This is a genomic window from Parabacteroides sp. AF21-43, assembly GCF_003635435.1.
Taxonomy (GTDB): Bacteria; Bacteroidota; Bacteroidia; order Bacteroidales; family Tannerellaceae; genus Parabacteroides; species Parabacteroides distasonis.
Window position 1 is genome coordinate 70740 of the sequence record NZ_QTMG01000024.1, and the last position, 14007, is coordinate 84746.

Annotated in this window: 12 protein-coding genes and 1 pseudogene; 2 read left to right on the top strand and 11 right to left on the bottom strand. The window is 43.3% G+C overall.

The window, feature by feature from the left end; all coding sequences use genetic code 11:
* Window positions 1-393: 393 nt before the first annotated feature.
* The 9 genes and pseudogenes from DWX84_RS15815 to DWX84_RS15860 form a co-directional block, all read right to left on the bottom strand.
* Entirely contained in the window at window positions 394-1908 is a 1515-nt protein-coding gene (locus tag DWX84_RS15815) for a lipid II flippase MurJ (protein ID WP_005867687.1), read from the bottom strand.
* A 511-nt stretch (window positions 1909-2419) separates the two neighbouring features.
* Complete coding sequence (gene gmd, locus DWX84_RS15820; protein WP_005867685.1) at window positions 2420-3532, bottom strand: GDP-mannose 4,6-dehydratase; 1113 nt, start codon at window positions 3530-3532, stop codon at window positions 2420-2422.
* 30 nt (window positions 3533-3562) lie between these two features.
* Window positions 3563-4756 (bottom strand): GDP-L-fucose synthase, encoded by a 1194-nt coding sequence (locus tag DWX84_RS15825; RefSeq protein ID WP_005867684.1) that lies wholly within the window; start codon window positions 4754-4756, stop codon window positions 3563-3565.
* A 146-nt stretch (window positions 4757-4902) separates the two neighbouring features.
* Window positions 4903-5970 carry an NAD-dependent epimerase/dehydratase family protein gene (locus DWX84_RS15830; protein WP_005867683.1) on the bottom strand — a complete coding sequence of 356 codons (1068 nt, stop codon included), beginning with the start codon at window positions 5968-5970 and terminating at the stop codon, window positions 4903-4905.
* A 3-nt stretch (window positions 5971-5973) separates the two neighbouring features.
* Entirely contained in the window at window positions 5974-7314 is a 1341-nt protein-coding gene (locus DWX84_RS15835) for a UDP binding domain-containing protein (protein WP_005867682.1), read from the bottom strand.
* Between the two features lie 192 nt (window positions 7315-7506).
* Window positions 7507-7989: pseudogene (locus DWX84_RS15840) on the bottom strand (PD-(D/E)XK nuclease domain-containing protein); the annotation flags it as partial.
* 418 nt (window positions 7990-8407) lie between these two features.
* Window positions 8408-10342 carry a nucleoside-diphosphate sugar epimerase/dehydratase gene (locus DWX84_RS15850; protein ID WP_005867679.1) on the bottom strand — a complete coding sequence of 645 codons (1935 nt, stop codon included), beginning with the start codon at window positions 10340-10342 and terminating at the stop codon, window positions 8408-8410.
* A complete protein-coding gene (locus tag DWX84_RS15855; RefSeq protein ID WP_005859228.1) occupies window positions 10339-10575 on the bottom strand; it encodes a hypothetical protein in 237 nt (78 codons plus the stop codon). Before DWX84_RS15855 ends, DWX84_RS15850 begins: the two co-directional genes overlap by 4 nt.
* Before the next feature lie 131 nt (window positions 10576-10706).
* Window positions 10707-11138, bottom strand: coding sequence for a hypothetical protein (locus tag DWX84_RS15860; protein WP_005859229.1), 432 nt, complete (start codon window positions 11136-11138; stop codon window positions 10707-10709).
* Between the two features lie 132 nt (window positions 11139-11270).
* Here DWX84_RS15860 and DWX84_RS15865 point away from each other — a divergent pair, with 132 nt between their 5' ends.
* Window positions 11271-11759: a hypothetical protein gene (locus DWX84_RS15865; protein WP_005859232.1), complete on the top strand. Its 489-nt coding sequence runs from the start codon at window positions 11271-11273 to the stop codon at window positions 11757-11759.
* 171 nt (window positions 11760-11930) lie between these two features.
* On the top strand, window positions 11931-12341 hold the full coding sequence (locus DWX84_RS15870) for an N-acetylmuramoyl-L-alanine amidase (protein WP_005867677.1): 411 nt from the start codon (window positions 11931-11933) through the stop codon (window positions 12339-12341).
* Here DWX84_RS15870 and DWX84_RS15875 read toward each other — a convergent pair.
* Window positions 12338-12727, bottom strand: a complete 390-nt coding sequence (locus DWX84_RS15875) for a hypothetical protein (protein WP_122377557.1) — start codon at window positions 12725-12727, stop codon at window positions 12338-12340. The two genes, DWX84_RS15870 and DWX84_RS15875, sit on opposite strands and share 4 nt — an antisense overlap.
* Before the next feature lie 13 nt (window positions 12728-12740).
* On the bottom strand, window positions 12741-13838 hold the full coding sequence (locus tag DWX84_RS15880; RefSeq protein ID WP_122377558.1) for a transcriptional regulator: 1098 nt from the start codon (window positions 13836-13838) through the stop codon (window positions 12741-12743).
* Between the last annotated feature and the right edge of the window lie 169 nt (window positions 13839-14007).

The window sequence follows — 14007 nt, forward strand, 5'->3', positions numbered from 1 at the left end:
ATAACGTAATCAATGAAAAGTTAACAAACCAATACAATTCACACCAAACATCTTTTCCCCAGTATGCATCATATAGATATGGAAAAAATCTATAAGTAATTTCTGTCGGTAATAAATACAAATAAATAACCATACAAAAAATGGCATAAAATCTATTTCTATTCCATAACTTAAATATACATGATACCCATACAAAAACTTGAAAACACAACAATATTATATCCATATTAATATCATCCATAGAATTAAAAGTTTAGCAATCAATCGAATTCCACTATATATAATTAACTAAGTAAAAACATTGTACATTATCATCAACACAAGCCATTCATCACTAACAATTACAATTAGATAACCATAGCCTAACACCAATAAAATATCATCGAAAAACTTTCAAAAAAGTTTACTTTTTATCACATGTGCAATTTTTTCATTGACAGACAAAATCATTTCATTAACTAAAATCTTGCATAAAAGAAAATCTGCTAAAACTGTATACAAGACTCCACTTATCAGCAAACAAACTATATTATTCAAATAATAATTGAGAATATTTTTATAAAAGAGATACAAGAATATTGCAATTAAAATTAATAAAACAATTTGACTAAGCAACTTTACTATATCTTTAAACCAAAAAACTTTTGCTAATGAATTTATATAAAATAGAGAAATCAAAGCAAACAATCCCATAGATATAGTCTCAACAAATCCAACAAAGATATAATTTACTTGTATTGAAAATATAATCGAAGAAAAAAAGAAAATAAATGTCACTAACCCACTAAAAACCGCAAATATTTTTTGCTTATTTAATGAATAAAAAACATTCCTCGTCAAATTCATTATTGCAATCAGCACTCCATTCACAAGATATATAGGAAGAACTGAAGATAATCCAATAACAGCTTCATTATCAAATTCCCCTCTTAAAAAAAGAACACTTATTATTGGGCAAGCAAATACGGATGTAAAAACAGCAACAAATGTTGAAAAAACAACGACGGCTTCTATTTGTTTCCAAAAATTAATAAATCCTTGGTTAACTATTTCCTTATTCTTTGAAGAAAGAGACCTAGCAAGATCAGGGAAAGAAACGGTTGACAACCCCATACTTGCAGCAACAGAAAGAAAAGCGCAAAAACTATGAGAATAACCTAAAAGCGAAACGCCACCTTCATAATCTAGTTGTCCGGCCCACAAATATGCAATTGAAGCAAACGAATGGAATGGGAAAAAAGATATAATTATTAGTATAATGTTTTGGACAACTACAAAAGAGTCCATTTTGGTATACGATTGGGATTTCTTGAATAAATTACCATAATATCGATTTACTATATAAGAAATAAATGCTGAAAATAGCATACCAAAAGCAATAGAATTTACTCCTATAACCTGATGAAGAATAAGCACAAATAATATGATAAAAATGTATACCAGCAACTGAGATAAAGATACAATTAAAAAATTTTTGAAATAATTTTGGACAGAAGAAAGAAAACCATTAACGATTGACATGTATGCATTAATCCACAATAAAAAAGCCAACAATAAAGAAAGATTATAATATGATTTTTCTATGGAACCAACAATGTAATCCATATTAAAATATGTAATTACAAAGCCAACAACAGCTATAAGCAATGCTATTTTTGATACACACTCTTTTATAGTCCAAATATAAGAATCTAACTCAACTGAATCTATTCGAGCAAAAATAGGGAAAAACAAAGATGAAAAAACAGCACCAGACGCACCTGTTATAATCGCAGGAATGGAGAGAAACGAAAAATAAATATCCATCTCTTTCCCTAAGCCAAAGAAATAGGCATACAACAATTGGCAAACAAAGCCTAATATACCACAAACAATAAAAATAAGACTAATAACGAATGTTTTTTTCATACATTTACATATGTCAACCTTCAGAACATCGTATTACAAATTCCTAAATCCGACAGAAACAATGAAATTTTACTTTGAAAGAAATGCTCCGATACTAAACAGTAACATGCATATCATAAAGATCCAATATTGAGGAGTACTTTCAAGAGTCTCCCTTTTATTCATTACGCATGAAAAAAATCTTTGGAATTCTTCTTTTTCTGTAAATAAATTCTATCGCTTATGATATAACTTCATCATATCTAGGAATGGCAAAGTTCTGATTGATATTATTGCCTTCGAACATGAAGTTCTATGGCTTCTCGATGATTATGGCAAAATATCTTACTGTCTAACACCACAAGTGCCTGGTATCTACCTCCACCGAAACCATGCATTTTCCACGCAAACACGTCATATCCTTGCCTTCTATGACAGAACAACCCTCCTTTTAAGGAGCTATTTGAAGCCGTTGGTGGTATGAACCACATACAAATGTACTACCTATACAACGACTTTCCAAATTGGAATATTACTTTACGATACCTTTTTCAAGATACTCAGCAAGGTTCATCTTGCGAACACCTTCAGCAGCATGATCAGCAGCGACTTTAGCCATATCATGCTTAACCATGAGCTCGACGAGTTGCTCGAAGGTGGTGGTCATAGGATTCCAACCAAGTTCATTCTTAGCCTTGGTTGGATCGCCCCAGAGATTCACCACATCGGTAGGACGATAGAAATCTTCAGATACGGCTACAACGACCTTGCCTACAAGAAATTCAGGGCCAGATATTACAATACCTTTCTCATTAATGCCTTCACCTTCCCAACTAAGTTCTATACCAGCGTGATGGAAAGCGAGAGTAGCAAACTCACGAACAGTATGCTGTACACCTGTAGCAATAACGAAATCTTCTGGCTTATCGTGCTGGAGGATAAGCCACATACACTCAACATAATCCTTGGCATACCCCCAGTCGCGAAGGGAGTCTAGATTGCCAAGGTAGAGGCAATCCTGCTTACCCTGGGTAATGTGTGCAGCAGCGAGAGTTATCTTGCGGGTTACGAATGTCTCGCCTCTACGCTCAGACTCGTGGTTGAAGAGGATGCCTGAGCAACAGAACATATCATATGCCTCACGATACTCCTTCACAATCCAGAAGCCATAGAGTTTAGCGACAGCATATGGTGAATATGGGTGAAATGGGGTATTCTCGTTCTGGGGAACCTCCTCTACCTTACCATAGAGCTCAGAAGTTGATGCCTGATAAATCTTACAGCTCTTCTCAAGGTGATTGGTACGGACAGCCTCCAGTATGCGAAGAACACCTGTTGCATCTACCTCTGCAGTAAACTCAGGAGCATCGAAAGACACTTGAACGTGAGACTGAGCAGCCAAGTTATAAATCTCTGTCGGCTGCACCTTGTCCACAAGCTTCACAAGCGACATAGAGTCGGTGAGGTCAGCATAATGCAGGTGGAAATTTGGAGTTCCTTCGAGGTGCGCGATACGCTCACGGAAATCTACTGATGAGCGGCGGATGATACCATGGACCTCATAGCCCTTGGCCAAAAGAAATTCAGAGAGGTAGCTACCGTCCTGTCCAGTAACACCTGTGATAAGTGCAATATTCTTTGACATAATTGTATTTTTTGCGTTATTGAATTGTTTTCAACTTATGCTCTCCTCGTACCATTCGAAAAGCTTCTGAACACCATCTTCAATATCAACCTTATGTGTCCATCCAAGAAAATGAAGCTTGCTGACATCTATGAGCTTACGCATAGTACCATCAGGTTTAGCAGTATCAAACTCAACTGTTCCGGTGAAACCTACTGCCTTGACTACAAGTTCTGAAAGCTCGCAAATGGTGATTTCCTTCCCTGTACCCACATTGATGTGACAGTTGCGGATCTCGCCAAGGCTTGGGATTGCGCCACCACGACCAGTTGAGTGGTTGCGATCAACTACACCATCCGCTTTGTTGCCGTAATGGACTGATGAGTATTTCTCGATACCAATGATGTCGGAGAAGTTAACGTTGAGAAGAACGTGAACTGATGCGTCTGCCATATCCTCACTCCAGAGGAACTCACGAAGAGGCTTACCTGTGCCCCAGAGGTTCACCTTGTTGTGCTCTATACCATAGAAGGAAAGGACTTTGAGAATCTCAGCTTCTGAACTGTTGCCATCAATGACATAACGATTTTCCTTTATATTTGCTCCTACAGGACGAATATTGAGGTCTTTGCGAATAGCTTCCCAATTACCATCGTTGATGAGCTTTGCGAGATAAACCTTACGCATCATGGCTGGCATAACGTGCGAATTCTCCAGATGAAAATTGTCATTAGGACCATAGAGGTTGGTAGGCATTACGGCAATATAGTTGGTACCGTACTGGAGATTGTACGACTCGCACATCTTGAGACCAGCAATCTTGGCAATGGCGTATTCCTCGTTGGTGTATTCCAATTCACTAGTGAGGAGGCAGTCCTCCTTCATGGGCTGAAGCGCATTCTTAGGATAGATACAGGTAGAGCCAAGGAAGAGGAGTTTCTTCACATCATGAGCATATGCCTCGGAAATAACGTTGCACTGGATCTTCATATTCATCATCAGAAAGTCAGCACGATAAAGACTGTTGGCCATGATGCCACCTACAAAGGCAGCTGCTAGTACTACAGCATCAGGCTGCTCCTCATCGAAAAACTTTTTTACAGCATACTGATCTGTGAGATCAAGATCCTTGTGAGTGCGACCTACGAGATTGGTGTAGCCTCTCCGCAAGAGGTTGTTCCAAATTGCGGAACCTACGAGGCCCCTATGGCCTGCAACATATATTTTGCTTGATTTATCTAACATATGATTAATTTGAAAATAAAAAAGCGTGTTTCACTCTGAATTATTTTTATTGTGCGGAATAATCATTGAACCCACAGATCCACATACTATAATGCAGATTCAAATAAAATAATATATCAATTACTCTTTAAGGAATGCACAAATGGTCATTTATCAACGCATATATAATATGTTGAATACCATTCTGCAAATGCTCTAAGACCATCACGCAAAGAAGTTGATGGCTTAAATCCAAAATCTTGTTCAAGAGGTGTAGTATCTGCATATGTTACAGATACGTCACCAGGCCGCATTGGGACAAGTTCCTTGTGAGCCTCAAAATCGTAGTTCTGCGGTAGCACCTTGGCACGGATGAGCTCCTCCTGTAGGATAGAGACGAAGTCAAGAAGGTTTTCAGGTGAATTGTTACCGATATTATATACTTTGTACGCTGGGATTGGAAGTCCATCTTCTCCATTCTGCTTCTCGGGAGCGTGCTGCATGATGCGAACTACACCCTCGACGATATCATCGACATAGGTAAAGTCACGCTTGCAGTTTCCATAGTTAAAGATCTGGATGGTCTTGCCATCACGAAGCTTGTTGGTGAATCCGAAGTAGGCCATATCAGGACGGCCTGCAGGTCCATATACAGTGAAGAAACGAAGACCTGTTGATGGGATATTGTAAAGCTTCGAATAAGCGTGTGCCATAAGTTCGTTACTCTTCTTGGTGGCAGCATACAGGCTGACTGGATTATCCACCTTGTCATCTGTTGAATATGGAACCTTCTTATTAGAACCATAGACTGATGATGATGATGCATATACCAAATGTTCAACTTCATGATGACGGCAAGCTTCAAGAAGGTTGTAGAAACCGATAAGATTGCTCTCTATGTAGGCATCAGGATTGGTGATAGAGTAACGAACTCCTGCCTGAGCTGCGAGATTTACGACAACAGCTATCTTGTTGTCAGTAAATATCTTCTCGACAGCAACCTTATCTGAGATGCTTGCATGAACAAACTCCCAATCTCGGTTAAGAGCCTCTATTTCTTTGAGACGCTCGTACTTGATGTTGACATCGTAGTAGTCTGTGATGCTGTCAATACCGATTACCTTGATATTCTTTATATCCTTAAACAAACGCTTAACGAGATTAGATCCGATAAAGCCTGCTGCTCCAGTAACGAGAACGGTCTTGCCCTCAAGATTTACATTATACTGTACCATGAGTTAATCACGCTTAAATATGTCACGAGTATAAACCTTCTCAATCACATCATCGAGGCATGAGTCATAGCGGTTGGCGATGATGGCCTTTGACTTCTGTTTGAACTCCTCAAGATTGTTGATTACCAGAGAGCCGAAGAATGAAGTACCATTTTCAAGAGTTGGCTCATAGATTATGACCTCTGCGCCTTTGGCCTTGATACGCTTCATGATACCCTGGATTGCAGACTGGCGGAAGTTGTCAGAGTTAGACTTCATAGTCAAGCGGTACACACCGATAACACATTCATGCTCTTTAGCGGCATCCCATACAGCATTTTCATTGTAATAGCCAGCCTTGCGAAGTACGGCATCGGCAATATAATCCTTTCGGGTACGATTAGACTCCACAATCGCAGACATCATAGCCTGTGGCACGTTTTCATAATTGGCAAGAAGTTGCTTGGTATCCTTTGGGAGACAATAACCACCATAACCAAATGACGGGTTATTGTAGTGAGTACCAATACGTGGATCGAGACCAATGCCATTAATAATTGCCTGTGAATCGAGCCCCTTTACTTCCGCATAGGTATCAAGCTCATTGAAATAAGAAACTCGAAGAGCGAGATAGGTGTTGGCAAAGAGTTTGACAGCCTCTGCTTCCTTCATACCCATGAATAGAGTCGGAACGTTCTCCTTGATTGCACCCTCTTGAAGAAGATTCGCAAAGATCTTGGCGTAATCTTCCGCATTTGGATTGCCAATAGCTGCAATTGCCGCATTCTCCTCATCCCAGTTTCTATCTTGATCAGAGGGGAGTACTTTAGGATAGCCCACGATAATTCTCGAAGGTTCCAAATTATCAAGTAAGGCCTTGCTTTCACGAAGAAACTCTGGAGAGAATAGAAGATTGAAATAATGTCCCTTAAGAGATGGATCTGTCATAAACTTGAGAGCATACTTCACATAAAGCGAACGGCAATACCCAACAGGAATGGTTGATTTAATGACCATCACGGCATCCGGATTGACGTTCAATACCAAATCGATCACATCCTCTATATGATGTGTATCGAAGTAATTCCGCAGCGGATCATAATTGGTGGGAGCCGCAATGACAATGAAATCGGCATCACGATAAGCCGCCTCGCCATCAAGCGTAGCTCGCAGGTTCAAATCTTTCTCAGCGAGATATCGCTTGATATACTCATCTTGAATCGGTGATTTCTTACGGTTGATAAGATCCACCTTCTCCGGTATCACGTCCACCGCTGTCACCGGATGATGTTGTGCCAGCAAGGTAGCGATACTCAATCCCACGTAACCGGTTCCGGCCACGGCGATCTTGATTTCTTTATTCATATTGATTATTTTTTTGTTAGCCCTAAAATACTTTTCATCTTTCTGATTTTCAAAAAGATGATTCACAGTTAAGTTGTTTGTTTTATACCAAAAGTAACAGGTAGTAAGTATTCAATTTAGGACATACTCCTCATTAAGACACTTCAAAAGTGTCTTAACCGAGTTCAGTAAAAAATATTGCGTTTACCTTCTTTATTCAATCACCCAATCCCCCAACGTTCGCTTCTCCGTATCGAAATTGATCCCAACCTTTACGATGGGTAATCCGCAAAGGGCGAAGCGCTCCGGGTAATTGCGCAAATGGATTTGCTCAAGGGCTGTATCCGCGGTTTTATTCAACTTTAATTCCACGACATAGAGGGTGGTCGGGGTGCGCATCACCATATCCACACGGCCTTTGGGGGTACGGACCTCTACGTCCACATAATTGCCTATCAACGTAAAAATCACATAAAGCAATTGTTGGTAATGTCCCTCGTAATGCGTATTCTCGCAATAGGGGATCGTGGAGAGAACCGTGCGCATCAAAACTAAAGCGCCGTCCATATCGCCATTATAAATCTTCTCCGCCACCAACGTATTCAACTCGGCGGGGCGTTGCACATAGTTAGGCAACAAGCTGCGCATCAAGCCGATCCGAACCTCCTTGTTCGGGATATCCAACTGATACAGGCCGCTGAAACGGGGATGCCGAAGCACCGTCTTCGGTGTTTCTTTTTAATCATATAAAAGATTTTTTATAGGCGGATTTCAAGAGCGACGTGATGTCGGTTTTGTCTTCCGCCTGTATTTTTGCTATCGAAAAAAATACGATTCATTCAATTGATATAGAAGTTTTTAGGTGTAATAATACTAAAAAAGCATTTCGACTGTCCGAGTGGCAGCATCATGAAACATCTAAGAGAGTTCGTAACTTCAGTACCTGAATACCGTAGAACCGGGAAAGGCAATTTCAAGCATAAACTTGAAGACATACTTATGCTTGTCATATTGGGCAGGCTCAGTAAGTGCATTACCAAAACCGAGATACTCGAGTTTGGCAAACGTTATCCTATATGGATAATTAATCGACAGGATGAGATGGCGAATCAATTCAATCCAACTCCTCAAACTGGGAGTTCTGGCTCTTGAACTCAGGGACGAAGGCTTTCATCTCCTTCACCATCAAAAGGATTTGGACACGGAGAGACAATTCGGTTAATACATTAATATGTTCTACTACATCCTTATAGATATACTCACGAACCGCCGCTACTCGAATCTTCTCGTGAGGGGTCTCTTTCGTGTTCTCCTTATTATTCAGTAGCTCTTCATACAATTTCTCGCCGGGGCGAAGACCAGTATACTTGATCTCGATATCCTTGTCTACCTGCAACCCGGACAGTTCAATCATGCGCTTCGCCAAATCCGCTATCTTCACCGGTTCTCCCATGTCGAAGATAAAGATCTCACCGCCCTTACCCATCGTACCGGCCTCTAATACCAGACGACAAGCCTCCGGGATGGTCATGAAGTAACGGATAATATCGGGATGGGTGACCGTCACTGGGCCTCCTTGAGCGATTTGTTCCCGGAAACGGGGGATAACCGAACCATTACTACCTAAGACATTGCCAAAGCGGGTCGTAATGAAACGCGTCTCGCCTTTCACCTCTCCTCGCTCAATCGCAAGGCTCAGACTCTGTACGTAGATCTCGGCCAAGCGTTTGCTACATCCCATGATGTTCGTGGGGTTCACCGCCTTATCCGTACTGATCATCACAAATTTCTCCACGCCATAGCTTACAGCGGCATCTGCCATCACACGAGTACCGAACACGTTTGTTCGGATCGCCTCGCAGGGGTTCTCTTCCATCAAGGGGACATGCTTGTAGGCCGCCGCATGGAACACCACTTGGGGGTGCCAGTTGCGGAACACATAATCCACACGGTCCGGGCTGCGAACATCGCCGATCACCGGAACAAAGTTCAGTTCCTTGTATTTCTCTTCCAATTCCAAACGAAGATTATGCATCGGAGTCTCAGCGGAGTCGAAGCAAACCAACTTCTTAATCGGAAAATGAGCCAGCTGGCGACAGATCTCGCTACCGATACTGCCGGCGGCTCCCGTGACAAGCACGGTCTTCCCTTCCAACAGATTGCCGATCTCATCCAGATTGATATGGATCTCCTCACGACCTAGCAAATCCTCGATACGGATCTCTCGGACGGAACGTTTCGCCTCACCTCCACGTAGCTCCTCCATCTCCGGGACTACCAACGTCTTCAAGGAGGCCTGCTCGCAATAACGGATCAAACGGTCACGCTCCTGATGGGCAACCTTTATATTGGGGAAGAGAACGCCATCCAAGCTGTTGCGAGGGATCAAGCGATACAGATCCTCCACGTTCTCGATCTGGTAGACCGGTAACTCCGCGATCCGGATGCTTTTCTTGGAATTGCCAAAGGAAAGGAAGCCCATGATGCTATAATTCTGCATGAATACCTGACGGTTCGCCGATGTGGCGATCATCACGCTCTCCTCCTCCGTGCCAAAGACCAGTACCCGCTTGCGTTTCTTGCCGAGTTGCAGGAGGACGCTGTTATAGACATTGATCACGAAGACACGCAACGTGACCAACATCACGATCGTCAACGTACTGTCCATGATTCCACCCAACCAATAGATAGAAGGGCTGAAACGGGCTTTCAACAGCCAAAGCAGCAGGAACATCAAGAGCGACTTGCCGATCGCAGCACCACCGATCCGCCACAAGCCACGCAGCGTGGAATGACGAATAACCCCATGATATGCTTTGAACAGCAAGAACGAAACGATACTGGCCACAAATGAGGAGAGGCCCACTTTCAGCACATCAGACTCTCCTATACGTATATGCAGAATGGAGAACATTCCTAGTACGCCCAGCAACGACACGGAGAGCGAGACGAAAAGGTCCGCACTAAAAATGATCCAACGGTTGATATACCGCAAATTCACCAGACGGCCTAAGGCCAATCGCCATCTGCCCTTATGAAAATCCATCATTTGTATTTTGTTTGTTTTATATTCAATGCCCTAACTTTTCCCAACGGCGGTGCCTGTGACTCGTGGCGTCCCGAAGCGGCGGGCGTAATACAGCTTTCCGTCCGCAAGATCGTACCATCACCCTGGTGGATGATTTGGATCGCATGGGTTGCATTGGGCACGATCTGCACATTGCAACCGTAGATATGGAAGACGAAACGTGCTTGTTCCGCCCGCTCATGGTTTTCTGTCATATCGTAATTTTTTCAGTAAGGTTATCACTTTTCGTTTCCCTTGGAAAACGAGGTATATATGAATTGTCCTATGAAGTATATATCAATTACCTAACGCAGTATATATCCTCGGGCATATGCAGTATATCTTCTCAAAAACGGCCAGTTGAGCGGTGTCTGAGACGACTGCTCCACGCATCGTTGATACGGGCACGGATGTTGCTGACGCTTTTACCCTTCGTGATTCGGGGGGTGATGGGTAGAAAGAGGCGGATGAAACGCTCTTTGACCATCTCCTCGGGGGTTATTTTCAGCTCGTTCTCTTGCATGACCAGAATGACTTGGGCCAACTCGGTAACCGTCCGGCACTCGACGATCTGCGCAAGATAGCGTTCCAGATCCTCTTCTTTATTTATATAGGCACGAAAACGGATCGTTTCAGGCATGAGACCGGATCTACCGTCCCCCTCTTCTAGGGAGGTCTCCCCGCAATATTCCCCCACATAGAAGTTCTGGATGGCTTCCGTAGCGTTGGGGAGTATCTGGTTATTGCCGCCGTGTATGGTAATCGTTATATCAGACATAAGGTATATATGAATCGTTTGTCAATGAAAAGTAAACAGTTTGTCAACGGTTATCAACGGATTTGATTTCGCTATCCGGGGGTTGTACTTTCGCATTGTCAACAATAAGTTTAATCTTTTAAAAAAAGAAGTATGATTAATTATTCAACTTACATGTGGAAAAGTCCACTGGATGAGACAGCAAAGGAACAGGCGTACGCCAAGAACCAAGTGACGAAAGTGATGAGTTTCGATGATTTCGTGAAGCACATCTCAGATCACAACGGTGTTTTCACACGCGGCACGGTAAAAGGCGTGGTAAGCGACACCTGCTCATGTCTAGTGGAACAATTGCTGAACGGCTACAAGGTACAATTCGGCGAACTAGGAATCTTTAGCATCTCCATCACCTGCGAGCCGGCCGCTACACTCAAGGACTTCTCCAGCGATAATATCAAGGCAGTGAACATTCTATTCAATCCGGGTATAGACTTCGAGAACCTACGTTCTAAGGCAGAATTCAACCTAGTAACCAGCCGCGCGATCCAAGCCGCCTCGCTGAAGGCGGTAAAGGAGAATAAAGACACGGTAGACTTGGCAGCGTTGAAGAAAGGAGACTCAGAATCTCCCGATGAGATCTAAATCCTACCATTGAGAAATACGGCTCTTAACCATGAAGCTTATTTTATTCATTTATTTAAAGACTACAAGTATGAAAAAAACAAATTGGAAGAGCGTCTTGCTCTACATCATCCGTATTGTCGAACTGGTCATCACCGGTGCTGCCGGTGGAGCCGCTAGCGGTTGGATCGGATGAGAACCATCACGTTGATTATCGTGCATTGCTCTGCCAATAGGCAGGGCAGCACTTTACGGATGATGGACATCGACCGTCTGCATCGCTCTCTCGGCTGGAAAGGCTGCGGATATCACTTCGTTATCCCGACCGATGGTACGATCGAGACCGGTAGGCCCCTTGAACAAGTGGGCGCTCACTGTAAGAACCACAATCGGTACAGTATCGGGGTTTGCTATATCGGAGGACTCGCCAACGATGGAAAGACTCCCATGGATACCCGAACGGAAGCCCAACGAGAAGCCCTACAGGGTTTGCTTCGTGAATTGCATCAGCGATTCCCCAAAGCCCTAATCGTGGGACATCAAGACTTGGACCCGTCGAAATCCTGTCCCTGTTTTAATGTCGTGAACGAGTTTTCCGATTAGTTTAACGCAGGGAGTCCCTTCACCTCCCTCGTATGCCACGCTTGGTAGGCGGGAGCGGAGAGTTCAGGTACAGTCAATTGCTTGTAATCCTTATCGTCTCTTCGCAAGATATGCCTGCGAGCATACGAGCGGAGTGAACGATCCGTTACGGAAACCATGACAACCGGAAAAGGATAAGCGTACAGGCGCATCGGCGTGATCTCACTATCCGGAAAGGCACGACGCAATTGATAAGCGGAACGTTCGAACGCGACCCAATAAGATCCCGTACAATATAAATGGATCGAGGTCTGATTCGCACACTCACGATTCATGATCTCTCTCAAATGCCCTTTCAGCAATAGCATCAAACGGATACCGGAGGGAATTTCGCTTTCCTTTCTCATGACAGTCTACTATTTAATGTTTTAGCCAAATATCGTAATCGTGTAAACGCTGTATCAACAAGGCCTTGCTTCTCTTAGGCGAAGGGTCATCCCGCCAGGGATCTACCAGCTCATGCGCCATACGGTAATACAGGTTGCTATTCGTGCAGCCGTAAAGCGTGACGAGTAGCAAGGCACGAGAATTCACTGCCTTAACCAATGGAAGCATATTGCGTAGGGTGGAATACAAGCGTTCAAACTCCTCTTCCTGATCCAACAGCTTATAGGCCGGAAGGAGTAATGAGTAAACCTTGCAACGCATCACGTCGGTCTCCACACGAAGGGAAGCATAGCCCTTCAGCACCTCATGAACCAAAAGTTCGTCTTCCTTTCCCAATTTGCCCGAGAGATAATAACGCCCCAACGCCTTGTGCATACCTTCCGATAAACGATCGTTATCCAAATGGGTATAAACGTGCTTGCCTTTCGTATTCAACTCGATCAGCTCATACTCGCCTTGCCTTACCTCAAATAGAGGAACCCACATACAGTCAAGGATACGTACCATGACATCCTTATGACCTCCACCCGGTTGCACCACCACCTCAGCCTCCATCCCCATGAAAGAACCCGAGGTGATACGTACACGGTCACCTTTCAGCAAGCGACCGCTATCCGGTACGTACACCGGAAGCTCATTGGAATAAGATTCTGCCATCCAGCGTAAGGTCTCCATCTCATGATCTGACAGGTAAGGGAAATAAGAGTGTTCGCCCACGGATACCCGAGGAAGAAGATTATATAAGGGCATGATACGTTTCAAACGGAAAATCTCATTCTCCGAAGCATGGATAAACACATAGTTGTATAAAAGAGGCTTCCTCGTATTGACCATCTTGCCTCCCACCTTGCGAGCCTCGACATACGAGGGGGCAAAGTACTCGAACAAGGGTTCCCCACAACGTTTACGACGAGAAAGCTCGGCATCTAATCCTTTTGACGAATAGATATTATCACGTCCCCCAACAGCGGTAGGAAGCGTCAGTACGTACCAGCGTACAGCCTCCTGGCTACGGCGATTGCGTATATGCACCATAGCTCTATCAGAGCTATTACTTGTCATGATATTCATTGAGGAAGATAATTCAGAGCCTTATCAAGATATTCTTGTAATACCCTGATAAATAAATACTTATGTGAAAATAAAAAGGAATTACTGAAAATTTGCATCCCTTCAATACTCATGCTACTTGGCGAGTAGCCAAACTGACTGCTACTTGGCGAGTAGCCTTAACAAGAGG